Below are 24,078 nucleotides of genomic sequence, written 5' to 3'. Positions count from 1 at the left end.
GCATGAAGCAGCTCGGCAACTATCTCGGCTTGCAGGTGCTCTGGGTGGTGGCGGTGGCCGCCGCTGCGCACGGGCGCGTGTGGCCAACGCTACTGGTACTGGCGCTGTTTGCGCTGTATCAACTGTGGCCCTCGCGACGCGCGGCCGGCGATGTGCCATTGCTGATCGCTGCATTGGCACTGGGTTTGCTGCTGGACACCACGCTGGCGGCGGGGGGCTGGGTGCGTTACGCCGTGCCGTGGCCCGGTAGCGTGCTGGCGCCGGCATGGATTCTGGCGTTGTGGCTGGGCTTTGCGCTCACGCTCAACCATTCGCTGCGCAGCGTGATGCAACGCCCGTGGCTGGCGGTGTTGCTGGGTGCCATCTTCGGCCCGTTTTCGTACTGGCTGGCGCAGCGCAGTTGGCACGCAGTGGAACTGTTGCCGCCGTTGCTGCATGCGGTCCTCGCCGTGGGCATCGGCTGGGGTGTGGCGTGCGGTGTGTTGTCGCTGTATGCACGCCGTCTGACGCGACCATGGCCGCACGACATGACCGGAGAACTGCAATGACTGTATGGCCGCTGCTGCATGTGGGCGTATTCGCAAGTGGGGTGATGCTGCTGGGCTGGCTATGGCAGCGCCGCAGCGGCAATGCCGGCCCGGTCGACGTGTTGTGGGCCGCCTGCCTGGCGGTTGCTGCGCCGTATTGCGCGTGGATGTCCGACGGTGCGCTGCTGCCGCGCGTGTTGGTGGCGGTACTTGGCGGTGTGTGGGGCGCGCGTCTGGCCTGGCATCTGGGCGTACGCGTGTTCGGCGACCCGCACGAAGACGGCCGTTATCGCGCCCTGCGCGAACATTGGAACGGTGACCAGCGCAAGTTTCTCGGCTTCTTCCTGGCTCAGGCGGTGGTGGTGGTGCTGTTTGCGGTGCCGTTCCTGGCTGCAGCCAGTAACCCGAACCCGGCATGGAGCGTGTGGAGCACGTTGGCGGTCGTGGTGTGGCTGGTTGCCGTCGGCGGCGAAGCACTGGCCGACCGCCAGCTGTCGGCGCACAAGGCCGACCCGGCCAATCGCGGCAAGACCTGTCGCAAGGGGCTGTGGCGGTATTCGCGCCACCCCAATTATTTCTTCGAGTTCGTGCACTGGTTCGCCTACCTGGCCTTGGCGGTCGGCGCCGGGCCATGGCCGGTGGCGCTGTGCGCGCTCGGGCCGGTGGTGATGTTCGTATTTCTGTATCGCTTCACCGGTATTCCCTACACCGAGCAGCAGGCACTGCGCTCGCGTGGCGAGGACTACGCGCAGTACCAACGCACCACCAGCGCGTTCTTCCCGCTTCCCCCTTCGTCCTGAGTTGCCTGGAGAGTTGCATGTCCACTGTCACCGCCCCGCCCTCCTCGCTCCCGGACGAAGCGTTCGCCACGCGCCTGGCCGAATCCGGCGTGCTGCCCGACGCTGCGCTGCGCTACGGCATCCGGCGCCTATGCGCGCAGCGCCTGCGCGATGAGCGCGGCGGCGACGCCGATGCCAACGGCGAGCGCCAACGCGCCTTCATCGACAGCCTGCGTGCCAGCACGATCGCGATCGAAACCGATGCCGCCAACCGCCAGCACTACGAATTGCCGCCACAGTTCTTCACCCTGTGCCTGGGCAAGCGGCTGAAGTACAGCAGTTGCTACTGGGACGCGAGCACGCCGAACCTGGACGCGGCCGAAGAACGCATGCTGGCGCTGTATGGGCAACGCGCCGAGTTGGCCGATGGTCAACGCATCCTGGAGCTGGGCTGCGGCTGGGGCTCGCTGACCCTGTGGATGGCCGAGCGTTATCCCAACGCCACCATCACCGCGGTATCCAATTCGCGCCCGCAGCGCGCGCATATCCTGGAGCAATGCCGTCTCCGCGGGCTGGGCAACGTGCAGGTCATCACCGCCGACGTCAATGCGCTGGCGCTGCCGCCAGGCAATTTCGACCGTGTGGTGTCGGTGGAGATGTTCGAACACATGCGCAACTACCGCGACCTGCTCGCGCGCGTGGGCAGCTGGCTGGCGCCGGGTGGCAAGTTGTTCGTGCACATCTTCTGCCACCGCGATCTGGCCTATCCGTTCGAAGTGGCCGGCGAAGACAACTGGATGGGCCGGCATTTCTTCACCGGCGGGCTGATGCCGGCAGCGGACACCTTGCTGCATTTCCAGCAGGACGTGGTGATCGAACAGCGCTGGGTCCTGTCGGGCCAGCATTACGAAAAGACCGCCAATGCCTGGCTGGAAAACCAGGACCGCCACCGCGCGCAGATCATGCCGCTGTTGCAGCAGACCTATGGCGACGATGCACAGCGCTGGTGGCAACGCTGGCGCATGTTCTGGCTGGCGTGCGCGGAGCTGTTCGGTTACGACCAGGGCCGCGAATGGGGCGTGGCGCACTACCGCTTCGTCAAGCGCTGATCGCCTGGCGCAGGCAGACCCATCCCGGAGTGGTGGCTCCAGGTCGCGTGGCAGGTCTACGCCTCACACGGTGCACTGACTGATACCGCCATGCGCCGGCGAACAGCTGGCCGGCGGGGGTTGGTCCAGTACATGTGCATTGAAGGCAGAGCGCGGAAAAACGTGGCCATAAAGGCAAACGCCACCCAGCGGCTTACGGAGCGTTGTGGCAATGATCAAGCAATCCACAGCACCCGCAAGCCGCAGAGACAGGTGACACCCGCGATTTCAACCGCCGGGCACCGCCTGCGTGAGCGCAACGCTTGCGCTGATCCCGCCGTACTGAACGCCGGGATCAGCCCGCCGCCGCAGTAATCACGATCTCCACTTTCCATTCCGGTCGCGCCAACTTTGCCTCGACCGTGGCACGCGCCGGGGTGAAGCCATGCGGCACCCATTCGTCCCAGGCGGCATTCATGCCGTCGAAATCGGCGATGTCCGCCAGGTAGATTTCGGCGCGCAGGATCTTGGTCTTGTCACTGGCCGCGAGCGCAAGCAATTTGTCGATCTCGCCCAGCACCTGGCGGGTCTGGCCGGTGATGTCTTCGCTGGTGTCCTCGGCAATCTGGCCGGCCAGATAACACACACCGCCATGGACGGTCATCTCGGACATACGCGGGCCCGCATCGAATCGCTGCAGCATTTCAGACTTCCTACGGTTGATGGACCCGGCCATTGTCACGCGAATGCGCAGCGCGTGCAGCCCCGCCACCGACCAGGCGCGCCAACCACAGCCCGACACGCACCATCCAGAGCACGATCAGCACGATGGCGGTCTTCTGGCTGATGCCCAGTGGCGCGGCACTTACGCTGACATGGAACAGCAATGCGGCAAACGCCGCACAGCCCACCCCGAATGCCGATGCGAAGTGCTGTCGCCATGCGCGATCGCGCCGGAAGTACCAGGATTGCAGCAATACCGCCGCGATCACGCACAGGAAGGTGGCATCGGCCGCCAACACATGCACCATCTTCGCCGCGTCAGGCGCCAGCTCCGGCATCCAGCTGTCGCCGATCGACACCGCGCACAATCCCAGCGCTGCCACCCAGAACAGGCCCAGCACGGTGCGGCTGCGTGCCGCCGGCGCCAGCGCCACATACAGGCCCGCCGCCAGCCACGCCATCGCTGCGGCCAACAGGCAGTATGCTGTGCGCAGCAGCAGGCCGTAGGCGCCGTGCAGGTAGGCACTCAACTGCGCATCGATCCAGTCCAGATCGCCCCGCAGCCATTGCAGTGCCAGTACCAGGCCGATGAAGGCGGCGCCGGCCACAGCGGCAAGCGCGCCCGCCCGGCCGCTCCAGGCCGGCAGATCGACCGCAGCGGGGTGCGTTGCAGGCGCGCCTTGCTGTGACGTACTCATCCGCCGCCTGTCTGCAGTCCAACCGTGGCCTCGTGCATCCTGCTCCCCCCGCGTCACGCGCATGCGCCGATGCCCTATGATGCGCGCGGCCGTCCCGGGCCGACAGGGGGCGGCGCCATCGACCTGCGTTCACTCCTTCTCGGCAACTTACGCGATCACGCTGCATGCACCTTCACTCCGCTGGCCCATGCAGCCCCAACGCGCACGCGGCACGCCTCGTGCATGCGTCCTACTTCCCTCTTGAACAGAACCCGTTGCCCCCATGACGGATACCCCCGTGTCTTCCGAAGCGCCGGCCAGCGGTTGGCGCCGCGCCCTGCCGGTCCTGATCAGCCTGGCGATCCTGGCGATGGCGCTGCACGCGCTGTCGGGACAGTTCACCGACCATGGCTATCGCCAGATCCGTCAGGCGTTCCGTGCGCTGGGTGCGGGCCAGATCGCACTGACGTTGTTGCTGGGCTTGAGCAGCTACGCCTGCCTGGTGGGCTTCGACTGGGTGGGGCTCAAGCGCACCGGCAAACGGTTGCATCCGGCGCGGGTGGGCATCACCGCGTTCATGGCGCACGCGGTTGGCCAGACACTGGGGTTTGCCGCGCTCACCGGCGGCGCCGTGCGCCTGCGTGGGTATGGCAGCGTGGGCCTCACCCTGGCCGAGATCGGCCAGGTGGTGCTGATGAGCACGCTTGGCTTCATCTTCGGCGCCTGGGTGCTGCTCGGGCTTGCGCTGATGCTGGAACCGGAAGCGGCCGCGCGCGCCCTGCCGATCACTGCCGAAGGCATCCGTATTGCCGGCATCGCCCTGCTGGCCAGCTACGTGGCCATGTTGGGGCTGGTCGGCAAGCAAGGCCGCGAGTTCGGCCTGCGCAGCCATCGCTTCTGGCTACCGGATCGCAGCACCGTGCTCGGGGTCACCGCGCTCAGCCTGGTCGAACTCGGCCTGGCCGCGGCCGCGTTCTACGTGCTGCTGCCGCCGGATCCGGGCACCGGCTATTTCGGTTTCATCGGCATCTGGCTGGTGGCCGTGGTGGCCGGCCTGATCTCCACCGTGCCGGCCGGCTTGGGCGTGTTCGAGTGGAGCCTGCTCAAGCTGCTGCCGCATGTCACCCCTGCGGCCGTGCTGGCCGCAGCGCTGGCCTACCGCGTCACCTATTACATCGTGCCGTTGCTGATCTCGGTCGCCATGGCGGCGGCCTCGGGGCTGGGCGCGCCGGTCCGCGCCAGCGCCAGCACCGCCCGCACGGTGTGGAAGGCGCTGCGTCCGTGGTTGCCGCAGATCCTGGCGCTGGCGGTGTTTGCAGTAGGTGCGGCGCTGATGATCGACGGCACCCTGCCGACCCCGCGCGCGCGCCAGGACGTGGCGCCGCTGCCGCTGATCGAAACCTCGCATCTGCTGGTCAGCCTGGGCGGCATGCTATTGCTGCTGATCGGCCAGGGGCTGCAACGCCGCAGCCATGCCGCCTGGATGCTGGCGCTGGGCGTGTGCATCCTGTTGCCGCCGCTGTCACTGCTGCGCGGCAGCCATATTTCGGTATCGCTGTCGGCGGCACTGGCAGCGGTGGCGCTGTGGGCAGCGCGGCGCGAGTTTTACCGCCAGGGCGCGCTACTGGATGAAGCCTGGTCGTGGCGCTGGCTGAGCAATCTGGGCCTGGTGCTGGTCGCCACCTTCTGGCTGTTGTTCTTCGTCTACAGCCATGTCGAATACAGCAACGACCTGTGGTGGCAATTCGCCACCTCGGCCAATGCGCCGCGTGCCCTGCGTGCCGCGCTGATCCTGTGCGTGGGCGTGATCATGTTCGGCATGGCGCGCTTGCTGCGCGGCGGGCGGCGGCCGATGCCGGCGGCCGATACGCAGACGCTGTCCACGCTGGCGCCGATCCTGGAAAGCAGCACCGACACCCAAGCCTGCCTGGCGTTGACCGGCGACAAGGCGTTCCTGCTCGACGAACAGAGCCGCGGCTTCGTGATGATGCAGCGCTACGGTGGCTCGCTGATTTCGATGGGCGACCCGGTCGGGCCGCCGGAGGTGGCCCGCGCGCTGATCTGGCGTTTCCGCGAGGAGGCCGACCACATGGGCCTGCGCCCGGTGTTCTACCAGGTCGGCGAAAAATACTGGCAGACCTATCTGGACATGGGATTGACCCTGGTCAAGCTGGGCGAAGAGGCGATCGTGCCGCTGGAGAACTTCACCCTGGAAGGCCGCGACCGTGCCGACCTGCGCCAGGCCTGGAACCGCGGCAAGCGCAGCGGCCTGACCTTCCGCATGCTGCAGCCCGAGCAGGTGGATGCGGTGTTGCCGCGCCTGTCCGAGGTGTCGGAGCAGTGGCTGGAAGAAAAATCCGGCGAAGAAAAAGGCTTCTCGCTCGGCAGCTTCGATGCGGACTACCTGCGTCGTTTCCCGGTCGCAGTGGCCGAGGCGGAAGGCCGGATCGTGGCCTTCGCCAACGTGTGGTGGGCGCCGGCCGGCGGCGAGTTGTCGGTGGACCTGATGCGGCATAGCGCCGAGGCACCGAAGGGCACGATGGACTTTTTGTTCATCGAGCTGTTCCTGTGGGGCCAGGCCAACGGCTACACGCGTTTCTCGCTGGGCATGGCGCCATTGTCCGGGCTGGCCGAGCACCGCCTGGCCGGCCGCTGGAACCGTTTCGCCAGCTTGGTCGCACGCCACGGCGAGCGCTTCTACGGCTTCAGCGGGCTGCGCCGCTTCAAGTCGAAGTTCGCCCCGAGCTGGCGCCCGCGCTACCTGGTTGCACCGGGTGGCATGCATCTGCCGGCCGCACTGCTGGATGTCACTCGCCTGATCTCGGTGGACCCTGGGCGGCAGGACTAAGGCCGCTCGATACCTGCGGTTTTACGCAAATGCCTCGCTCTGCTTCGGGCGCCTGCACGTGTGCCTGAAGGCATTGCTTGCCGATCAGCGATCGCAATCTTGGAGGCGCGGTGCTGCGCCCGGGGTGCGGGACCGGGTGGCGGCATGGATGCTGCCATCGAGCCTCCATGGATGGATTTACGGCGTGTCCCGCCACCGGATGCGGCGCCGCGCCGCCGATCGACCCCGCACACCGATCACTTTGTGCACGACATCTGGAATTCCGCGCGAATACTTCGGTCTGCTGCGGGCGCTTGCACGCATACCGGCGTGGGACACGCCGTGAGTACGTCCGTGTAGGCTCTGGCACGGTATCCATGCCGCTCAAGGTCCCACACCGGCACGCCCGCAAGCACCACCCTCGGTTGTGGAAAGAAATGCCGAGGGCCTGCCAGGCTGGACGAAGACCTAACCGAACGGCGACGACCCGGTTGTTGACCTGCATCGGCCCGGCGTCGGGCCGAACCAGCGCACACATGCCCGGCTCTTTTACGGCGTCGACAGGGCGTGCAACTGCTCCATGATCACCTTGGCCAGCGTCGCGTAATCGCCCTTGAAATGGTGATCCCCCGGCAGCGCAACGCGCTTGGCAGCGGCTGCAGGCAGGCTGGGGCACAGTGCATCGTCGTCGTCCTGGCCGTAGATGCAGACCGTGGTGCCCGCCGGCAGGCGCTGTACCTCCGGCGCGATCGGCAGGCCTTCATCGTCCGAGCCCAGCCAGTTGCTGACATGGAATTCGTAGTCGGCCAGCTTGCCCACCGACAGCAGCGCGGTCATGCGGATGCTCTGCTTGGTCGGTGCGGGCAGCTTGTTGATCGCCGCCGGCAATACGTCGGCACCCTGCGAAAAACCGATCAACACCACGCGCTTGCGCTGCCAGCGTTGCGCATAGACGCGTGCAATGCGGTCCAGATCGGTGGCAAAGCCCTGCGGAGTGCGCTCGGTCCAGAAATAGCGCAACGAATCCAGACCCACCACCGGAATGCCCTGCGCGGCGAGCGCATCGGCCACTTCCTCATCCAGGCCCGCCCAGCCGCCGTCGCCAGACACGAAGATCACGAAGGTGTCGTCGTCGCTGTCGCCATCCGGCTTGGCCGGCAATTCCACCACCGGCAGATCGGCCAGCCCACCCGGCGGCGGCGGCAAGGCCACGCCCTTCTGGTCGCCTAACGAACGGGCGGCCGCGCGCAGGCCGGGCAGGATGTCGCTCCGCGCAGAGCGCTTGAAGGTGCGCGCCTGCGGAATCTGCTTGAGAAAGGCCTCTTCGGCCGGCGCAGGGCACCGCTTGTCCTGGCTGCCGGCAAGCACCCACGGAATCTGCAGCGGCACCGGAATCAGACGATTGCTGCCTGGCTGCACGCCGGGCTGGCAGATCGCCTGATCGGACACCGCCGCCGGGCACGCCCCGTCGGTGAGCACGCCGGCCAGCACATGCGGCTTGGCCTGTGCGCCGATTGCGTACGCCAGCGCAGCGCCTTCTCCATCACCGACCAGCAGCGGCAGGCGGTAGGTGGGGATGTGATAGAAGGCCTGCAGATAGCGGGAAAAGTTCTCCACATCGCCGACCGAGAACGCGCAGGTGCCGCCGGCCTTGCGCAGCACCGCATACAGATGGGCGGTGTCCACCACGGCGACCATGGCGCCGTCGTCGCGCAGGGCCTGTGCCTGCGCCTGGCGCTGGCCGGCATTGCCGCTGCCGGCCAGCCAGATCACCACGCGCTCGGGCTCGCCCTTGGGCATCAGCACCGGCACCTGTTCGAAGCGCCCGTGGCTGACCGGATCCGGGGCCTGCGCGGCAGCCATGCCCGATAGCGTCAACACCGCCGCGCCGCAGAGCGCGCTCCATCGTTCAAGTCGTCGCATGTCGCACCATCGGTGAAAGTGGTCCAAAGATAATCGTTCCGGCACGTACCGCGAAGCGCCGTGCTTCGCTCACCGCGCCTGCGCCTGCTGGCGGGCTTCCCAGGCAGCCAGGGCCTGGCGGTAGCGGCTCAGCTCCTCGGCATACAGATCGTGCACACACAGCGGGCAGCCGCTCTCGCAGCATTCGTTGGGCGCTGGCGCCTGCGGCGGTTGCGGACGTGGATCGGCGGCGGAAGCGGCGAGCTCGTGCATGCGGCCATTGTAGCGTGCGTGACCCAACCTCCCCGAGGCGGCGCAACGCAGCGCCCTGGCCCATCAACGGCCCAGCCGACGACGCAGGTTGGCGCGCGCCGCGGCATCGGCGGTGGCATGGAAATACGTGCTGAGAAAGATGCGCGGCCGCTTGAGCAGGCTCGCGAGGAAACGCCGCCGGTTCAGACGGAACAGCAGCGCCGGCACATGTCCTCGGTACTCGTCGGCGATTGCGCGGTCGTAGGCATCAAAGATCTCTGCCGGCGCCGCCAGGATCGCCATGTCGCAGTCCAGAAACAGCGCCGCCTCTTCGTCGACATCGGTCGGTTGCAGCTGGCCATGCCGCGCGGTGAGCAGGATCAGCGCCTGCACGCGCGCAAGGTCCACCTCGGCCTGTGGCCACCAACGCGGGATGCAGTCCAGTGCCCACGCCGCCGATTGCGCTTCGTTGTCGCTACGCCCGGGCTGATACACCGCATCGTGGAACAGCACCGCCAGCCACACCTCCACCGGCTGCTGCCAGCCCGGTCCGGCAGCGACCTCGGCATAGTAATGCAGCAGAGCGCGCACGTGGCCGAAGTGATGATAGGCGCGCGCAGGCGTGGCATAGGCCTGCTCCAGTGCGGCCAGATGGTCGGCATGCAACGGTAGCGGTGTGGGGATGTCCATGCGCGCAGGCTAGCGCGTACGCGTCGCCCTGCCCATGGGTGCGGCAGTTCAGTCCAGCGACCAGCGCCCTTCGATCTGATAGCGCGACTGCCCCAGGAAACTGCGCACCAACGCAAATTCACGCACCGTCCAGGCCAGCGCCTCGCAACGCCGCTGCGGCAGCATCTGATTGCAGTACAGCAGGGTCATATGCGGCGTGTATTGCGCATCGCCGGCAATGCCCACATGCGCCAGCTGCCGCCCCAATGCCCCCTGCAACTCATACAGCCCGCGCACCCGCTCTTCGCCGCGCAACACGCAAGGCAATTGCGAGCGTCGCCCACCGAAGGTGCCAACGCGGTCGAACTCCACAGCGAAGGCCGGCAGGGCAATGCGTTCGGCGGCCTGACTGGCCCGGCTGACCAGCGACGGCGGCAATCCGCCCGCGTAGTCGCCCAGGTGATGCAAGGTCACGTGCAGCCGCTCGCGCCCCAGCAGCCTTCCCTCCACCTGCCCCGCCTGCAGCAGACCGTTGGCGATGTCGCTCGCGCGTGCGGCGGTCCGTGCATCTGCCATCACCGCAAAGAACAGCCGCTCGGTGGGCTTCTCTTCGCCCAAGCCCAGCGACAACTGCGCCTCGGCCGATGACAGGTAGAGAAACTGCTGTTTCATGAGGGTGTCCACGTCCGCCTGCGCGGGCCTGGCTGAAGAAGGGCGGCGGATACTAGCAGACCGCATGCCTGCCGAACACGCCGCAGCCGCACGTCCCCCTCTCGAACGCGCCGCGCTCGTGGAACGGCACATGGTGATGAGAGCCACCCGGCCGACATTGCACACCGCACAAAAAGAAACGGGCAGCTTGCGCTACCCGTTTCCCGCCTGTATCGATTTACTCCGGAGCTGCATCGAGCTGATGCACTACGGTGTCGCAGCCACGTTACGCCGCGTTCTTCATCGCGTGCTTGCGGTTGCGCATCACATCATGGCACGCACGCACTTCCGGCAACAGACGCAGTGCTGCGTCGCGTGCGGCGGCCGGCGTGTCCTGATCGGCGATGGTTTCGTCGAAAGCCTTCAGCAGACGGTCTTCCGACTCTTCCAGCTCGGCCACGTAGCCGTACTTGGTGTCGCCCAGCGTTGCACGGACCTTGCCGTAGAACTGCTGCATGCTGCCGACCATGGTGCCGTGCTTTTCCGGCGTTCCGCCCACCGACGCCACCACGCTGCTCAGATTGCTGACGATGTCGCTCTTGACGCCGGCAATGCGGCGGAACAGCGTCGCAAGCTCGGCATCGCCCACCTTGGCAGCGGCTTCCTCATAGAAGTCCTTGCCGTCGCGCGAGATGGCAATAAGGTCGTTGAGGCTGTGCTCGGTTTTGCTCTGAATGCTCATGTGTTGCTCCTGGTTGCATGGGCCGCGCGGCGCGGTGATGCGTTGCGCTGGCTTTCGGGGGAATAGCGCAATCGGTGCGTTGATTGCGATGCCTTGGCGTTGTGTACGGCTCCATGCTGGCCGCGTGCGCATAATCGGCATGTGAGCGATGCGGGTCATGTCCTCACGCCATCCTGCGGCCGATGAACTGCGATTCATCGATGCCAATACCGCATCAAGATCACGCCTATTTGGGTTGCCGGCTGGCCCACATGTTGTCGATCAGATTCGGATACGGGCGTCCTGCCTCTTCTGCCCGCCTTCGGGCGGCGGTCTTCTGCGCCTCGGTCAACGGCGTAGAGGCCTGACGTTTGGGGCTGGGGCGCTTCCATGGCGGTGGCGTGAAGTCGGTCATGACGGTTCGGTCCGCTTACTGGCAAGCACGCAGTCTCGACGGCAGGTCGTGAGGTGGCCGTGGATGAGACAGGCCGCGCAAGACAGCAGCATCGGTCTTCCTCGATCGTTGGACAACCGGCACCGGCACGACCTGCACCAGTGCAGCCGGCATGGCGCTGTGCGCGAGCGGCAACTCAGCGGCCGCGTGGCCGCCCTGGCCGGTGACTGGCACCGCTGCCGCAACAACGCAGGCAACAGCAGATCACCGCGTGAGGCAGGCATCACCTGCACGCATGCGCGATGTCCGAGCACATCGATATCAGAGGCGTCGTGTTGCCGCCGGGGGCTGACCCGACACTGGATCATCTCAATAGCTGGCCAGCGCGCTGCGCTGACGCTGTTCCTGCCAGACCGCTGCGGCATAGATCAGCAGGCCACCCAGCGCGGTGGCAGCGCCGACGTAGCCGGTGGATGTCCAGCCCCAGCCCGCGGTGATGGCCATGCCGCCCAGCCACGGCCCCAGCGCATTGGCGGTATTGAACGCCGCATGGTTGGACGCCGCCGCCAGGGTCTGCGCTTCGGCCGCCACATCCATCAGGCGGGTCTGCAATGCAGGCGCCAGGGCGCCCATGGTGCCCACCGCGATGATGGAAACAAACACCCACAGGCCCGAGTGCGCTGCCAACGGAAACGTCAGCATCACCACGATCGACCACCCCAGCAGCACCGGCACTGCACGGAACTGCAGGCGATCAAACAGCCAGCCTCCCAGGATGCTGCCAAGCACGCCGCCCACGCCAAAGGCGGCCATGGCCAGCGGGATGCGCGCCGGCTCCACGCCGGTCACCGCCGTCAGCGTCGGCGCCAGATAACTGAAGACGCAGAACATGCCGGAAAACCCCACGGCGCCGATCGCCAGCGCCAACCACACCTGTGGCCGGTTGAACGCGCGCAGCTCGCGCAACGGCTGCTGCCGCGGCTCGTCGGGCGCGGGCGGCAACAAGGCCGCCACCGCCGCGACCGTGCCCAAGGCGATCACCGACACCGACGCATACGCCCAGCGCCAGCTGACGATCTGCCCCAGCCAGGTCGCCAGTGGATTGCCCACCAGCAACGCCACGCTCAAGCCCAGCAGCACGCGTCCCACCGCAGTAGCGCGCTGGTTGGGCGGGCTGATCGAGGCGGCCACCAACGAGGCCACGCCGAAATACGCGCCATGCGGCAGGCCTGCGATGAAGCGGCACAGCAGCATGGTGTGATAGCTCGGCGCCAACGCGCTGGCCAGATTGCCCACCGCGTAAAACACCATCAGCAGCAGCAACAGGGTGCGGCGCGGCCAGCGCGCGCCCAGAATGGCCAGCAATGGCGCGCCGACCACCACACCCAGCGCGTAGGCACTAATGACATGGCCCACCTGCGGCTCGCTGATCTGCAGGCCCTGCGCAATCTGCGTCATCAGGCCCATTGTGGAAAATTCGCTGATACCGATCGCAAAGCCGCCCATCGCCAGCGCCAGCAGGATTAGCACGTAATCGCGCCGGGGCACGCGCGGGGCGGAAGGATCGATATCGGACATGCCCGACTCCAGATTGACGGGGCGGCTTATTATTGTGCAATGCAGCAATACAGGAAAGGCCGATGTTTTGGCCGATTCAGCCCGCACACCTCGCCCGTCACGGTTTCACCTACTTCAGTGGACCGGGAGACGCTGTGTCCTATCCGCGTCGCTCGAATCCGCTTGGGTCCGCCACCATCGCTGTGGGGCACCGCGATCGGCGCGGCGCCGCGCCTTGCGTGTGATCCAACAACGACTGGTTGCTGATGTCCAAATCCACTGAATCCCCACTGTTCTCCCCGGTGCGCCTGGGCGCGCTGGACCTTGCCAACCGCGTGATCATGGCGCCGCTGACGCGTAACCGTGCCGGCGCCGGGCAGGTTCCGTCGCCGCTGGCCGCCGAATACTACGGCCAGCGCGCCACTGCCGGCCTGATCGTCGCCGAAGGCACACAGATCAGTCCGCTCGGCCAGGGCTACCTGGATACGCCAGGCATCCATAGCGCCGAACAGGTCGCCGGCTGGCGCGCGGTCACCGATGAAGTGCATCGACGTGGCGGCAAGATCGTGTTGCAGCTCTGGCATGTCGGCCGCGTCTCGCACACCAGCGTACTGCCGCCGGGCGAAGTGCCGGTCGCGCCCAGCGCGATTCGTGCAGAAGGCAAGACCTACACCAAGAACGGCTTCGAGGACGTTTCCGAACCGCGTGCATTGGCGCTGGACGAAATCCCCGCACTGATCGAGGACTACCGCATCGCCGCGCGCAATGCGATCGAGGCCGGTTTCGATGGCGTGGAAGTGCATGCGGCCAACGGCTACCTGCTCGACCAGTTCCTGCGCGATGGTTCCAACAAGCGCACCGATGCCTACGGCGGCGATATCGAAAACCGCACCCGCCTGCTCGCCGAAGTGGTACAGGCCATCGCAGATGAGATCGGTGCCGAGCGCACCGGCGTACGCCTGTCGCCGGTCACCCCGGTCTACGGCGCACACGACTCCAACCCGCAGCCGCTGTTCGAACGTGCAGTGGAGCGGCTGAACCTGATCGGCGGCCTGGCGTTCGTGCACGTGATCGAGGGTGCCACCGGCGGCGCGCGCGACAACATCGCCTTCGACTACGCTGCACTGCGCGCCAAGTTCGATGGTGCCTGGATTGCCAACAACGGCTATGACCGCGCGATGTCCGAGCATGCCATCAGCAGCGGCTATGCCGATGCCATCGCCTATGGTCGCCCGTTCATTGCCAACCCGGATCTGGTGCGTCGCCTGCGCGAACACGCCCCGCTGGCCGAGGTGGATCAGTCCACCCTCTACGGCGGCGGCGCCAAGGGCTATACCGATTATCCGGCGTTGCCGGAGTAAGCATGACGCCAGTCTGCCCGATCGTCGTTGCCATGCGGCGGCGATCGGGCTGCGAGCGTCATCGCCCACGCGACGCACGCGCACTGCCGGACTCCTGCAGCCGCACACCAGGTCGCACGCGTCGCATTGACTACTGGGCGACGCCACCTTCGCATGCCGCGCCTAGCGCACGGCATCGCCCGATGACGCGTGCGCGCCAGCCCGCTAGCATCGGTGCAACCCTCCTGATGGGAATGCCGATGCGGCTCCTGCTCTCGTTTGCGCTGCTGTGCATGTTGCTGGTGAGTGGTCACGCGGCCGCCGCGCCGTTCTGGGGCGCCCGCCAGTCCAGCCCTGCAGACACCCTGCCTGCCGACCTGAAGCCGGGCGAATGGATCTGGGGTGGCGTGAGCAAGGGCTGGGGACCGATGGCGGTGATCGTCAGCCTCACCGAACAGCGCGCATATGCGTATCGCAACGGCATCCTGATCGGCGTGTCCACCATCAGCTCCGGCAAGCCCGGGCATGAGACTCCTACCGGGGTGTTCACCATCCTGCAGAAGGACCGGGATCACCGTTCCAATATCTACAACGCTGCGCCGATGCCGTATCAGCAGCGGCTCACCTGGGATGGCGTGGCGCTGCATGCCGGCGGCCTGCCCGGCTACCCGGAATCGCATGGCTGCGTGCACCTGCCATCGGAATTCGCCCGGCTGCTGTTCGACAATTCCAACATGGGCATGGTGGTGGTAGTGGCGCAGGCCGGCGTCAGTGCCGACGATGTAGTGCATCCGCGCGCGCTCAGCCCGATCGACCCGACCACCGGCGCCGAGCGCCCGTTGCTGCCGCTGCCCAATGGCCAGGCATTTGCATGGCAACCGGCGTTGGCGTCCACCGGCCCGGTCTCGATGCTGATCAGTAGCACCGACCAACAATTGCTGGTCTACCGCAATGGCGTGGAAATCGGGCGCGCCCAGGTCGCCGTGCATGCGCCGCCGGGTGCGGCGCCGCTGGGCACGCAGGCCTTCATCGTCGGCCAGGGCTTTTTGCCCGGCGACATCGCCGGCCTGCCCGGTCGCCGCATGCCCAACTGGATGCGCATCGGCATTCCCGGCAGCACGGCCGCGGCAGGCCAGGCGCTGGACGCCGACACCATCGCGCGGCTGCAGGTACCGCCGGCGTTCCTGGCCGAACTGCTGCCCTTGCTGACGCCCGGCGTCGTCCTGGTCGCCACCGACCAGCGCATCCTGCCGGAGACCACCGGCAGCAAGCTGCAGGTGCTGGATTCGGATCCGCCCGAGCCGCACTGACGCAGATCACGCTGGTAGTGCGATCCAGCGGCCGACCTGGCGCTATCCAACTCCCTGCTTACATCGGGCGCGCACTGAGGCAGCGGCCTGCAGATCCAGCGTCGGTGCCGCTACGCTCGCGTTTGCAAGCCCAACGGGGCCGGCACATGATGCAGCCATCTCATTGCCAAGGATGTGCGTGATGCGTGTGCTCCCGGCGGTTCCGCAAAGAGCAACTACCAAAACTACTGCGCGGCCGCCAGGCGGGCGCGGCCGGTGCTCGAACTTCTCATGTATCACTCGTACGCTCCGGTTCCTCCGCGCCGTCCGCACCTACCTGATGACCGCTCGCTACGTGTTGGTCGCTGCTGTTGGCACCACCTTGTTTGCCAGTTCCGCGCTCACTGCATCCGCAGAATCCACGCGCCCCGCCGCGCCGGATGCCAGCTGCCTGGATGCGCGCCAGGTCTCGGAGTTTCACCAGGCCGACGCGCGCACGCTGGCGGTGGCCGAACGCGATGGCCGCCTGTTCCGCCTGCAGCTGGCGCAGGACTGCCCGCAGCTCGGCGCGCAGACCGACGCCACCCTGCTGGCACCACACGGTTGGGTCTGCAACGGGACGCCGGCATATGCCAGCGCCGGACAGCAGCGCTGCGCCGTTGCGCAGGTTGCCTCGATCGATGCACGCGACTTCGCCGACCTGGCGCGTCGCCGCAATCACGGCGAGGTACCGACCCTGGAAGGGGTAAGCGTGCGCGAGGCGCGGCGGCGCAACTTCGCAGGCTCATCCAGCTACTGTTTTCATCCCAGCATGTTGCGTGCATGGTCGGAAGACGCACAGGGGCTGGTGGTGGAAGTCTCCCCGCGTCATCCCGGCACGCATCGCCATTACCGGGTGGAACTGATGGACAGCTGCAACGAACTGAGCGGCGCCCCGCCGATTCGCTTCGTGTCCGGCATGGGATTGAACGCGATCTGCGGCAATCCCGGCGACAAGGTCGACGTGCTGGACGAGATCGGCATTGCCGGCGCAAACGCCGGTGCCGGCCACGAAGGAGATCTGGGCACGACGCGTGGCGGCCGGCTCTCACGCATGCGCCAGAGCTGCCTGGTGGCAGCGGTGTATCCGCGCGACTAAGCGCGGCTATCAAACCGTAGCGAGCGGTCGTCAGGTCGATGCGGACGGCGCAAGGGAGGCGAAGTGTACGCGTGGCACATGCCTTACCGAGCACCGGCCGCGTCCGCCTGACGGTGAGCGCAGTAGTGTCGTAGCTGCTCCAGATATCGGCGTATGGGCTCGGCTGGGCGGGCGTAGCGCGTTGCGGATGGAACCCAATCTTGCGGAATGTGCTGGTTGCGCCGCGCCATTGCAGCTCACCGCGGCGCAGCTCACTGCATTCCGCCATCAACCGGGTGCACAGAGGACGCAACGCGCATGCCAGTAGCGATCAGGCACCTCACCTGCGCAACTGGCGGCCATCACGCCGCCAGCAAGCGGTCATGCCTTGCGCAGGAAGCAGGTCTTCAGCACCAGGCCCTTGATCTTTTCCGAGTTGCCTTCGATATGCTCGGCATCGTCTTCGACCAGGCGGATATTGCGGATCACCGTGCCCTGCTTGAGCGGAATCGACGAGCCCTTGACCTTGAGATCCTTGATCACCGTCACCGTATCGCCGGCCTGCAGCACATTGCCGTTGCTGTCGCGGACTACGGTGGCGTTTGCAGCAGGCTCTCCCGCGCTCCACTCGAAACCGCAGTCTGCGCAGACCGACAGCGCGCCGTCGGCATAGGTGTTGTCCTGGCCGCATTGCGGGCAGGCGGGAACGGTAGACATGCGAGTCCTTGATCGAAACGGGCGTGGATTGTAGCTGCCGGCGCTGCGATCACGTAGCGGGCACGGCTGCAACGCGATAGTGCAGCGCTTGCCGAACACTGCAGGCCGCCCGTGTCCAATCGCTCAGACCCTTCCACACCGGCTGCCGCATCGCCGCGCACCGATGCGCCCGCTGCCGGGCAGAACGGCGACGCCGCCAAGGCCGCAGATACGAACGCCGGGCCGGACCACACCAAAGGCTCGCATCTGGTGGTCTACGTCGCCCTGGCCGGTAACCTTGCCATTGCGGTGGCCAAATTCATCGCGGCCGGCATCTCCGGCAGCTCGGCCATGCTCAGCGAGGGCGTGCATTCGCTGGTGGACACCGTCAACGAAGTGCTGTTGCTGTATGGCTTGCGTCGCGCGGCACGCGCGCCCACGCCCACCCATCCGTTCGGTTACGGGCGCGAGCTGTATTTCTGGAGCTTCATCGTGGCGCTGCTGGTGTTTGCGATGGGCGCCGGCGTATCGCTGTACGAAGGCATCGTGCATCTGCGCCATCCCGAGCCTGCCAAGAGCCACCTGATCGCCTACTGCGTGCTCGGCGTATCCATCGTGTTCGAAGGCATTTCCTGGGTGGTGGCGTTGCGCGAGTTCCGCGCCAAGAAGGGCCGCATGGGTTACTTCGAGGCGTTTCGCAAAAGCAAGGATCCCAGCACCTTCACCGTGCTGCTGGAAGACAGCGCCGCGTTGATTGGCTTGTTCATGGCCCTGCTCGGCCTGGCCGGGGCGCAGCTACTGGACATGCCGGAGCTCGACGGCATTGCCTCGATCGGCATTGCCGGCGTGCTCGCCTTTACCGCTTTCCTGCTGGCGCGTGAAACCAAGGGCCTGCTGATCGGCGAACCCGCGCATGCGCATGTCAGCGCGTCGCTGTTGCGCATTGCCGCCAGTGACCCGGACGTACGCGCCGCCAATGGCGTGCTGACCATGCAGATGGGCCCCAACCAGGTGGTCGCCGCGCTGAGTGCCGAATTCGAAGACACCCGCAGCACGCCGGACATCGAAGCCTGCGTCGCGCGTATCGAAGCGGCGGCCAAGCGCCAGCATCCGGAGATCACCGCCTTGTTCGTCAAGCCGCAGACCCCGGAAACCTGGCAGGCGCGACGCACCCAGATCGAACGTGGTGCGCAGGCCGACTGAGCGGCATCGACACCCGTGCACTGCGACGCTGACCGGCGCGCTTGGCGCGTTTCTGCAGGATCTACTCTACCTGCGGTGGGCGTGGCATCGCCTCACATCAGCGCGCCTGATCGCAGCCGGCACGCTACGCCATGCCTGATGACCGCTCACACCGCTACATCCTGCATGTCTTGCGCGCAGCGTACGTGTGCAGCGTCATTGGGCAGTGCGGCCGACATGCGCGTTTCCACCAAGCTGATCCTCGGCCCAATAGCCGCTCCGGCAGCGGTTGCATGATGCAGCCCGATTGCCTACGGTGTGGCTGCAGCATCTCTTCGCATCGTGAATCAGCCGGTGCACTCCCCTTGATCCCCCTCATGGAGGTTTCCAATGGAAATCAGCCAGGGTCGCGTTGCGACCATTCATTACACCCTTTCCGACGACAGCGGCCAGGTACTGGACCGTTCCACGCCGGACACGCCGCTGAGCTACCTGCATGGTGCCGGCAATATCGTTTCCGGCCTGGAGCAGGCGCTGGACGGCAGGCAAGCCGGCGACACGCTCACTGCCGATGTCGCCCCGGAACAAGGCTATGGCCCACGCCATGAGCAGCTGATCCAGCATGTGCCGCGCGACGCCTTCCCGACCGATGTTGACGTGGTGCCGGGTGTCCAGTTCGAGGCACGGACGCAGCAGGGTCCAGTGCTGGTCACCGTGACCGAGGTCGGCCCCGAGCAGGTCACCGTGGACGGTAACCACCCGCTCGCCGGGCAGACCCTGCATTTCGCAGTGGAAGTGGTGCAGGTGCGCGAAGCCACCCCCGACGAGTTGAACCAGGGCCACGTCGACGACGTCGCCGCCTGAGGCCAACAGCCATGTGCCGTCGGCATATGGCAGGGTTGACCCTACTTCGTCTGGGAACGCCGTTCAGGCACGCCAGCCTGGACGGCCGATGTGGCCGCCGTAGTAAAGTGCGCGGCCCGTTCCCAGGCAGCTGCGCATGAAACTCGGCATCGACTTTGGTACCAGCAACTCCGCCGCTGCGGCAATCGTCGACGGCCAGGTGGAGCCGGTGCGCTTCGGCGAGGCCTTGCAGTTCCGCACCACGGTCTACTTTCCCGAGACCATGCGCGACCCGGAGGATTTCAGCCTGACACCGGCGCTGGAATACGAGATGGAGCGCCTGATCGATTCCGCGCGTCGCGACGCCACCGCTGCCGGGCGCGCTTCCAATCCCGACAGCCTGCGGCGCGATGCGCTGCGTGTCGTGCGCCGCCAATGGATGGAGCAGCAGGTGCGCGAGCCGCGGAGTTCGGCGGCACTGCTGCAGAATGCGGTCTACGGGGACGAGGCGCTGGACGCCTACTTTCTCGAAGGCGAAGGCAATCTGGTGCAGAGCCCCAAGTCGATGCTGGGCTACAACCTGCATCCGCGTGCGCGCCAGACCATTACCGGCATCGCCACGCACGTGCTGGAACATATCCGTCTCACTGCCTCGCGTCAGTTCGACATCAATATCCGCGCCGCCGTGCTCGGTCGTCCGGTGCAGTTCCGCAGTTCGATCGGTGATGCAGGCAATGCACAGGCGCTGGATATCCTGCAGACCGCCGCCATCGCCGCCGGCTTCGACAGCGTGGAGTTTCTCGAAGAACCCGCTGCCGCGGCGATGCATTACCACGTCAGCCACGACAGCCGGCACGAGACCGTAGTGGTCGATATCGGTGGCGGTACCACCGATATTGCGCATGCCAGCGTCGGTGGCAGCACCGCGCCGCAGGTGCACCGCGCCTGGGGCATCGCGCGCGGTGGGACCGATATCGATCTGGCGCTCAGCCTTGCCAGCTACATGCCGCTGTTCGGCCGCGGCACCACCCGCGTGCCGGCCCACCATTACGTGGAAGCGGCGATGGTGCAGGACATGACGCGCCAGCGCGAGTTCCGCCTGCACAACTATCAGGACGCCCCGGCCCCGTTCGATACGCGCCTGAAGGCGCTGCAGGACACCGGCAATACCGCGCGCCTGTATCGCCACGTGGAAGCCTGCAAGATTGCGCTCAGCGAAGCCGACCAGCACCACACGGCACTGGATTTCATCGAACGCGGGCTACAGGTGGACGTGCAGGCCGATGCGCTGGTTGCGTCCGCCTCCAGCTATCTGCGCGAGCTGGAAGCGCTGCTGGCGCAGGTGCGCGCCGACATGGCCGCGCCGCCGGCCACCCTGTTCCTGACTGGCGGCATGTCGCGCGCCGGCTATCTGCGCGACGCGGTGGCGGCCGCTTTCCCGGAATCGCGCATGGTGCAGGGAGATCCGTCGTTCGGGGTCGTGCAAGGCCTGGCCTGGGCGGCGGCAGGCGGCGCCCGTCCATCGGACGGTTAACAAAAGTCGCCAATCAGCTCGTATAATGCACGGTTGCTGCCTGACGCTCCGCCGTCATGCCTGCAAGGCACGCACGCCGTGCCGCCGCGATTGCGCACCGAACGCGATCGCACTTCTCGACACCGCTTCACGCGCGCGCCACCCTTGCCGCACGCGGTGTCATTGCACTTCCCCGCTACAGGAGGCCACATGGCACGTCCCGCGACCAAGCAGAAATCCCAGCCCAGCATCGCTCGCAGCGAAGGCAAGTCGCAGCCGCTCAGTCGTGAGCGCATCGCTGCCGACATTGCCGCGTTCCGCAAGACCGGCGGCCGGATCGAAGTGCTCACCACCAACTTCGGCCCCGCGCGCAACGATGGCGACAAGATCGGCTAAGCGGCACGCTGCTGTCGTCTGCCCCCGCCGTGCGGCGAGCAGACCGGCAGTTGCCTGCAAGGGTTGCCTTGAAGTGTTTCACCGACGTGCCACCGCAAGGTGGCACGTTTGTTTTGCAGGCCTGGTTGCCGCAGCTCAGTTGTTGTAGTCGATGCGCACCGAGCCCGAGTGCGACTCCAGCTTGATGTCGCCATTGCCGCCCCCCAGCGTGGTGCGCAGGTGCTTGCCGGGGCCATACTCGGGGCGCTCGACCTTGCCGGCCACCGAGCGGATGTCGCCGCTGAACACGTCCACGTCCAGCGCTGCCGACACGTTGCGCGGCACCCCCAGCGTGATCGTGCCGCTCACGCTTTCTGCAGAAATGCTGCCGCCCGGCGCCAGCCCGGCCACTGTCACTGCGGTCGCGCCCGACACGCTTTCCGAGCGCAACTGCGACACCTGGCCGGCGCCGATCCGGATCTGACCGGACACCGATTCGACCGACACCATGCCGCTGGCACCCGCCTGCGCGTCGATCTCCCCGCTGACCGTCCCCAAGGTCACCCGCGCACTGTTCACCGTGCTGCGCAGCTGCCCGCTGACCGTTTCCAGGTGCGTCTCCTTGGCGCGCCCGCTGGCGACCACATCGCCACTGACGGACTTGAGCTGCAGCGTCGCCAGGTCGACCTGATCCACATCGACCGAGGCACTGACCGCATCCACCTGCAACAAGGCGCCGCGCGGCACGCGCAACTCCAGCTGCGCGCCCCGGCCGTTGCGGCTATTACGCGGGTAGATCACCTCGAACTGCAGCCGGTTCGAGCTAGCGTCCACATCCAGCCGCTGGCCCTCGCCCAGGGTCCCGGTCAGCGTCACTTCGTCGCGGTCCCAGCCGCGTACGCGGATCTTGCCGGCAATGTTTTCCAGTTCCACGCGCCCTCCGCGCGCCAGCGGATGACTCTGATTCACGGCGGTCTGCGCTGCCGCAGGCGCAGCGCAGAACGCGGCCAACAGCAGCAGGGAAATGGTGGCGTAGCGCATGGGCATGCTCCTCAACTCGGGAAGGACGCCTCGCCTTGCAAGGCGAGACGGGTCAACTGCAGCCGCTTGGCGTAGGTACGCTGCAGCTGCGACAACAAAAAGGCCGAACGCGGGCTCTGCACGATGGCGGCATGAATGCTCCGGGCACTGTGATCCAGCTCGTCCAGCGCAGGCCGCAGCTCTGCCGGTACCTGCTGCCGCGGAAATTCCGCCATGGCCTGCTGGTATTGCCCAGCCATCGCCTGCGCCTGCAGCACCAGCGCCGGCTGTGCGGGCGGTGGCGCCGACCGGTGGATGCCGGGCACGACTGCAATCAAGGCCACCGCCGCGGCCAGTGCCACGCCGAGTGCCGGTATTGACCAGCTCCGCCTGCGCTGCGCCCGCAGCGCAGCGGCGCCGGGCTGCGGCCCCAACGCGGGAGCGATGCGTTCCCACACCTGCGCAGGTGGCAGGCGCTGCTGCGGCAAGGCCCGCAGGCGCGCGCGCAATGCAGCGTCCGCAACCTCGTTGTGGTCATGCGACTCATGGGTCATGCGGGTTCTCCCAGCCGCGCGCGTAGCAGGCCGCGCGCACGATGCAGTTGTGCCTTGGAACTGCCGACCGCCATCTGTAGCTGGTCGGCAATCTCCTGGTGTTTCCAGCCTTCGATATCGTGCAGCACCAGCACTGCACGGGCGCGTGGTGGCAGGGTTTCCAGCGCCCGCTCCAGGTCCATCCGGGTCGACTGGCACCGCGCAGCGTCGGGCACCGCCGCCAGGATCTCGCCATCGGCATCGTCCACGACAGGGTGGCCGGAGGCCGCATGCGCACGCAATTCCATCAGCGCGGTATTGACGGCCAGACGGTGCAGCCAGGTACCCAGCGCGCACTGGAAACGGAACTGCGGCAGGGCCTTCCACGCCGCGATGAAGGTCTCCTGCAACACGTCGTCCGCGCGCGCGGCGTTGCCGCCACACAGGCGCCAGACCAGCGCATATAACCGCGGTGAATGCCGGCGATAGATCACCTCGTAAGCCGCGCGCTCCCCTGCCGCCGCCGCGCGCGCCAACGTCGCGTCGTCGCGGTCGGTGGAGGTGGCGCCGGGCGATGGTCGGTCGATGGGCACGGAGATGTCGAGCATGCCAGTTGGATGCGCCTGACGGCGCAAAGGTTTAACTCTCGGCAGATTTTTTTGCACTCGCGCCTCAAGTGCAGCGTGCCACTGCAGGGTTGGACTGGCGTTGCATCGATCCCATGCCCGCCCTGCCGCGCCCGCTGGAGCGCAGTGCAGATTGCGCTCTAAACCTTTTCGGCGGTTGGCGCATCCAAGCCTGCAACGGCGCTGCTGCGCCGCACGCTGCCTGCTCCTTTCGTGCTGGCAGTGCCTGGTCCACGCTGGAGATCGTCATGTCGCACCTGCTCGGCCTGATTCTGGCCTTGTGCTCCCCCAGCCACTGCACATCCGCCCTGCCGCTGGACGCGGTACAGCTCACACTGACATCCACCCGTATCGAACTGTGCCTGCGTCGCACAACGTGGCCGAAGCCCTCCTGCATTGGCGCGGAGGGCCCGGCTGCATGGATACCGGTCCGTTCCGTCGAGCAGACCTGGCAGCGCCTGGTCAGGCTGGCTGCCCCTGGCCTGCGCCACCGGCATTGAACCGCAAGACCTGCCTTCACCACCCGTTGCAGCCGCATGCATTGCAGCGTGATCGCCGACCTGGCCGCAGTGCAGCCACGGCGCGCATCAGCACTGCGCACGGCGACCGCGCCGTGATTGACGCACGAGGCGCCCGGATTGCCCGCGAATGCCTTTCGCATGGGCCTGGATCGATACGCTCGCAGCGCTGGGTTGCAAGGTCAGCTGGAAAGCGTCGACCACGCATCGCAACGCCTTACGTAGGCCGATAGCGGCGGGCATCTTGCCGGCCTGGATG

Annotated in this window: 24 protein-coding genes and 2 other RNA genes; 13 read left to right on the top strand and 13 right to left on the bottom strand. The window is 66.7% G+C overall.

Annotated features, from left to right (window positions below; all coding sequences use genetic code 11):
• Positions 1-2 precede the first annotated feature (2 nt).
• Genes A7D17_RS11290 through A7D17_RS11280 form a run of 3 tightly spaced genes read left to right on the top strand, consistent with a single transcriptional unit; the run spans position 3 to position 2,415 of the window.
• Entirely contained in the window at positions 3-548 is a 546-nt protein-coding gene (locus tag A7D17_RS11290; RefSeq protein ID WP_064509162.1) for a DUF2878 domain-containing protein, read from the top strand.
• Positions 545-1,327 (top strand): DUF1295 domain-containing protein, encoded by a 783-nt coding sequence (locus tag A7D17_RS11285; protein WP_064509161.1) that lies wholly within the window; start codon positions 545-547, stop codon positions 1,325-1,327. The genes A7D17_RS11290 and A7D17_RS11285 overlap by 4 nt, the downstream gene beginning before the upstream one ends.
• A 17-nt stretch (positions 1,328-1,344) precedes the next feature.
• A complete protein-coding gene (locus A7D17_RS11280) occupies positions 1,345-2,415 on the top strand; it encodes an SAM-dependent methyltransferase (protein ID WP_064509160.1) in 1,071 nt (356 codons plus the stop codon).
• Positions 2,416-2,749: 334 nt separating this feature from the next.
• Here A7D17_RS11280 and A7D17_RS11275 read toward each other — a convergent pair whose 3' ends face one another.
• Together A7D17_RS11275 and A7D17_RS11270 are read right to left on the bottom strand one after the other, a co-directional pair.
• Entirely contained in the window at positions 2,750-3,097 is a 348-nt protein-coding gene (locus A7D17_RS11275; RefSeq protein WP_064509159.1) for a RidA family protein, read from the bottom strand.
• Positions 3,098-3,107: 10 nt separating this feature from the next.
• The gene (locus A7D17_RS11270) at positions 3,108-3,815 is read right to left on the bottom strand and encodes a DUF998 domain-containing protein (protein ID WP_064509158.1); all 708 of its coding nucleotides are present in this window, start codon (positions 3,813-3,815) and stop codon (positions 3,108-3,110) included.
• A gap of 262 nt (positions 3,816-4,077) precedes the next feature.
• Between A7D17_RS11270 and mprF the strand changes: the two genes are divergently transcribed.
• A complete protein-coding gene (gene mprF, locus A7D17_RS11265; RefSeq protein WP_064509157.1) occupies positions 4,078-6,642 on the top strand; it encodes a bifunctional lysylphosphatidylglycerol flippase/synthetase MprF in 2,565 nt (854 codons plus the stop codon).
• Positions 6,643-7,170: 528 nt separating this feature from the next.
• On the opposite strand, the gene A7D17_RS11260 is transcribed toward mprF, so the two are convergent.
• The 6 genes from A7D17_RS11260 to A7D17_RS11230 all read right to left on the bottom strand — a co-directional run bounded on the left by A7D17_RS11260 (position 7,171) and on the right by A7D17_RS11230 (position 12,788).
• Positions 7,171-8,544 carry a virulence factor gene (locus tag A7D17_RS11260; protein WP_064509156.1) on the bottom strand — a complete coding sequence of 458 codons (1,374 nt, stop codon included), beginning with the start codon at positions 8,542-8,544 and terminating at the stop codon, positions 7,171-7,173.
• Between the two features lie 69 nt (positions 8,545-8,613).
• Positions 8,614-8,796 carry an oxidoreductase-like domain-containing protein gene (locus A7D17_RS11255; protein WP_064509190.1) on the bottom strand — a complete coding sequence of 61 codons (183 nt, stop codon included), beginning with the start codon at positions 8,794-8,796 and terminating at the stop codon, positions 8,614-8,616.
• Between the two features lie 63 nt (positions 8,797-8,859).
• Positions 8,860-9,465, bottom strand: a complete 606-nt coding sequence (locus A7D17_RS11250; protein WP_064509155.1) for an HD domain-containing protein — start codon at positions 9,463-9,465, stop codon at positions 8,860-8,862.
• Positions 9,466-9,513: 48 nt separating this feature from the next.
• On the bottom strand, positions 9,514-10,116 hold the full coding sequence (locus A7D17_RS11245) for a 2'-5' RNA ligase family protein (protein WP_064509154.1): 603 nt from the start codon (positions 10,114-10,116) through the stop codon (positions 9,514-9,516).
• 265 nt (positions 10,117-10,381) lie between these two features.
• Positions 10,382-10,837, bottom strand: a complete 456-nt coding sequence (locus A7D17_RS11240) for a PA2169 family four-helix-bundle protein (protein WP_064509153.1) — start codon at positions 10,835-10,837, stop codon at positions 10,382-10,384.
• Positions 10,838-11,579: 742 nt separating this feature from the next.
• Complete coding sequence (locus tag A7D17_RS11230) at positions 11,580-12,788, bottom strand: MFS transporter (protein ID WP_064509151.1); 1,209 nt, start codon at positions 12,786-12,788, stop codon at positions 11,580-11,582.
• 245 nt (positions 12,789-13,033) lie between these two features.
• Here A7D17_RS11230 and A7D17_RS11225 point away from each other — a divergent pair, with 245 nt between their 5' ends.
• From A7D17_RS11225 to A7D17_RS24855, 4 genes are all read left to right on the top strand, one after another.
• The gene (locus tag A7D17_RS11225; RefSeq protein ID WP_064509150.1) at positions 13,034-14,128 is read left to right on the top strand and encodes an alkene reductase; all 1,095 of its coding nucleotides are present in this window, start codon (positions 13,034-13,036) and stop codon (positions 14,126-14,128) included.
• Between the two features lie 233 nt (positions 14,129-14,361).
• A complete protein-coding gene (locus tag A7D17_RS11220) occupies positions 14,362-15,417 on the top strand; it encodes a L,D-transpeptidase (protein WP_064509189.1) in 1,056 nt (351 codons plus the stop codon).
• Positions 15,418-15,687: 270 nt separating this feature from the next.
• A non-coding RNA gene (locus A7D17_RS11215) (sX9 sRNA) lies at positions 15,688-15,763 on the top strand.
• A complete protein-coding gene (locus tag A7D17_RS24855; RefSeq protein ID WP_095522601.1) occupies positions 15,752-16,534 on the top strand; it encodes a DUF6491 family protein in 783 nt (260 codons plus the stop codon). The genes A7D17_RS11215 and A7D17_RS24855 overlap by 12 nt, the downstream gene beginning before the upstream one ends.
• A gap of 4 nt (positions 16,535-16,538) precedes the next feature.
• Here A7D17_RS24855 and A7D17_RS11205 read toward each other — a convergent pair.
• Both A7D17_RS11205 and A7D17_RS11200 read right to left on the bottom strand, forming a co-directional pair.
• A non-coding RNA gene (locus A7D17_RS11205) (sX9 sRNA) lies at positions 16,539-16,614 on the bottom strand.
• Between the two features lie 280 nt (positions 16,615-16,894).
• Positions 16,895-17,230, bottom strand: coding sequence for a zinc ribbon domain-containing protein YjdM (locus tag A7D17_RS11200; RefSeq protein WP_064509149.1), 336 nt, complete (start codon positions 17,228-17,230; stop codon positions 16,895-16,897).
• Positions 17,231-17,341: 111 nt separating this feature from the next.
• Here A7D17_RS11200 and A7D17_RS11195 point away from each other — a divergent pair, with 111 nt between their 5' ends.
• The 4 genes from A7D17_RS11195 (at position 17,342) to A7D17_RS11180 (ending at position 21,143) form a co-directional block, all read left to right on the top strand.
• Positions 17,342-18,412, top strand: a complete 1,071-nt coding sequence (locus A7D17_RS11195; RefSeq protein WP_064509148.1) for a cation diffusion facilitator family transporter — start codon at positions 17,342-17,344, stop codon at positions 18,410-18,412.
• A 369-nt stretch (positions 18,413-18,781) separates the two neighbouring features.
• Positions 18,782-19,255, top strand: coding sequence for an FKBP-type peptidyl-prolyl cis-trans isomerase (locus tag A7D17_RS11190; RefSeq protein WP_064509147.1), 474 nt, complete (start codon positions 18,782-18,784; stop codon positions 19,253-19,255).
• A 136-nt stretch (positions 19,256-19,391) separates the two neighbouring features.
• Positions 19,392-20,768 (top strand): Hsp70 family protein, encoded by a 1,377-nt coding sequence (locus A7D17_RS11185; RefSeq protein WP_064509146.1) that lies wholly within the window; start codon positions 19,392-19,394, stop codon positions 20,766-20,768.
• Positions 20,769-20,957: 189 nt separating this feature from the next.
• A complete protein-coding gene (locus tag A7D17_RS11180) occupies positions 20,958-21,143 on the top strand; it encodes a hypothetical protein (RefSeq protein WP_029221706.1) in 186 nt (61 codons plus the stop codon).
• 135 nt (positions 21,144-21,278) lie between these two features.
• Here A7D17_RS11180 and A7D17_RS11175 read toward each other — a convergent pair whose 3' ends face one another.
• The 3 genes from A7D17_RS11175 to A7D17_RS11165 are packed head-to-tail and all read right to left on the bottom strand — an operon-like array spanning position 21,279 to position 23,283.
• On the bottom strand, positions 21,279-22,163 hold the full coding sequence (locus A7D17_RS11175; protein ID WP_064509145.1) for a DUF4097 family beta strand repeat-containing protein: 885 nt from the start codon (positions 22,161-22,163) through the stop codon (positions 21,279-21,281).
• Positions 22,164-22,174: 11 nt separating this feature from the next.
• Positions 22,175-22,696 carry a hypothetical protein gene (locus tag A7D17_RS11170; protein ID WP_064509144.1) on the bottom strand — a complete coding sequence of 174 codons (522 nt, stop codon included), beginning with the start codon at positions 22,694-22,696 and terminating at the stop codon, positions 22,175-22,177.
• Entirely contained in the window at positions 22,693-23,283 is a 591-nt protein-coding gene (locus tag A7D17_RS11165) for an RNA polymerase sigma factor (protein ID WP_064509143.1), read from the bottom strand. Before A7D17_RS11165 ends, A7D17_RS11170 begins: the two co-directional genes overlap by 4 nt.
• Positions 23,284-23,396: 113 nt before the next feature.
• Between A7D17_RS11165 and A7D17_RS24850 the strand changes: the two genes are divergently transcribed.
• A complete protein-coding gene (locus A7D17_RS24850) occupies positions 23,397-23,801 on the top strand; it encodes a hypothetical protein (protein WP_239692167.1) in 405 nt (134 codons plus the stop codon).
• Positions 23,802-24,078: the final 277 nt, after the last annotated feature.

Origin of the sequence: Xanthomonas floridensis (genome assembly GCF_001642575.1) — a bacterium.
Classification (GTDB): Bacteria; Pseudomonadota; Gammaproteobacteria; order Xanthomonadales; family Xanthomonadaceae; genus Xanthomonas; species Xanthomonas floridensis.
Note: the sequence above shows the minus strand (reverse complement) of the source record. Positions and strands in the feature narration are given on the sequence as shown.

Excerpts from the sequence above, each read along its gene's own strand:
- A7D17_RS11180 (WP_029221706.1), top strand. The coding sequence starts at position 20,958 with ATGGCACGTCCCGCGACCAAGCAGAAATCCCAGCCCAGCATCGCTCGC.
- A7D17_RS11225 (WP_064509150.1), top strand. The coding sequence starts at position 13,034 with ATGTCCAAATCCACTGAATCCCCACTGTTCTCCCCGGTGCGCCTGGGC.
- A7D17_RS11170 (WP_064509144.1), bottom strand. The coding sequence starts at position 22,696 with ATGACCCATGAGTCGCATGACCACAACGAGGTTGCGGACGCTGCATTG.
- A7D17_RS11280 (WP_064509160.1), top strand. The coding sequence starts at position 1,345 with ATGTCCACTGTCACCGCCCCGCCCTCCTCGCTCCCGGACGAAGCGTTC.
- A7D17_RS11275 (WP_064509159.1), bottom strand. The coding sequence starts at position 3,097 with ATGCTGCAGCGATTCGATGCGGGCCCGCGTATGTCCGAGATGACCGTC.
- A7D17_RS11175 (WP_064509145.1), bottom strand. The coding sequence starts at position 22,163 with ATGCGCTACGCCACCATTTCCCTGCTGCTGTTGGCCGCGTTCTGCGCT.
- A7D17_RS11245 (WP_064509154.1), bottom strand. The coding sequence starts at position 10,116 with ATGAAACAGCAGTTTCTCTACCTGTCATCGGCCGAGGCGCAGTTGTCG.
- A7D17_RS11260 (WP_064509156.1), bottom strand. The coding sequence starts at position 8,544 with ATGCGACGACTTGAACGATGGAGCGCGCTCTGCGGCGCGGCGGTGTTG.
- A7D17_RS11285 (WP_064509161.1), top strand. The coding sequence starts at position 545 with ATGACTGTATGGCCGCTGCTGCATGTGGGCGTATTCGCAAGTGGGGTG.
- A7D17_RS11200 (WP_064509149.1), bottom strand. The coding sequence starts at position 17,230 with ATGTCTACCGTTCCCGCCTGCCCGCAATGCGGCCAGGACAACACCTAT.
- A7D17_RS11255 (WP_064509190.1), bottom strand. The coding sequence starts at position 8,796 with ATGCACGAGCTCGCCGCTTCCGCCGCCGATCCACGTCCGCAACCGCCG.
- A7D17_RS11220 (WP_064509189.1), top strand. The coding sequence starts at position 14,362 with ATGCCGATGCGGCTCCTGCTCTCGTTTGCGCTGCTGTGCATGTTGCTG.
- A7D17_RS24850 (WP_239692167.1), top strand. The coding sequence starts at position 23,397 with ATGCCCGCCCTGCCGCGCCCGCTGGAGCGCAGTGCAGATTGCGCTCTA.
- A7D17_RS11185 (WP_064509146.1), top strand. The coding sequence starts at position 19,392 with ATGAAACTCGGCATCGACTTTGGTACCAGCAACTCCGCCGCTGCGGCA.
- A7D17_RS11250 (WP_064509155.1), bottom strand. The coding sequence starts at position 9,465 with ATGGACATCCCCACACCGCTACCGTTGCATGCCGACCATCTGGCCGCA.
- A7D17_RS11165 (WP_064509143.1), bottom strand. The coding sequence starts at position 23,283 with ATGCTCGACATCTCCGTGCCCATCGACCGACCATCGCCCGGCGCCACC.
- A7D17_RS11190 (WP_064509147.1), top strand. The coding sequence starts at position 18,782 with ATGGAAATCAGCCAGGGTCGCGTTGCGACCATTCATTACACCCTTTCC.
- A7D17_RS11240 (WP_064509153.1), bottom strand. The coding sequence starts at position 10,837 with ATGAGCATTCAGAGCAAAACCGAGCACAGCCTCAACGACCTTATTGCC.
- A7D17_RS11230 (WP_064509151.1), bottom strand. The coding sequence starts at position 12,788 with ATGTCCGATATCGATCCTTCCGCCCCGCGCGTGCCCCGGCGCGATTAC.
- A7D17_RS11290 (WP_064509162.1), top strand. The coding sequence starts at position 3 with ATGAAGCAGCTCGGCAACTATCTCGGCTTGCAGGTGCTCTGGGTGGTG.
- mprF (WP_064509157.1), top strand. The coding sequence starts at position 4,078 with ATGACGGATACCCCCGTGTCTTCCGAAGCGCCGGCCAGCGGTTGGCGC.
- A7D17_RS11270 (WP_064509158.1), bottom strand. The coding sequence starts at position 3,815 with ATGAGTACGTCACAGCAAGGCGCGCCTGCAACGCACCCCGCTGCGGTC.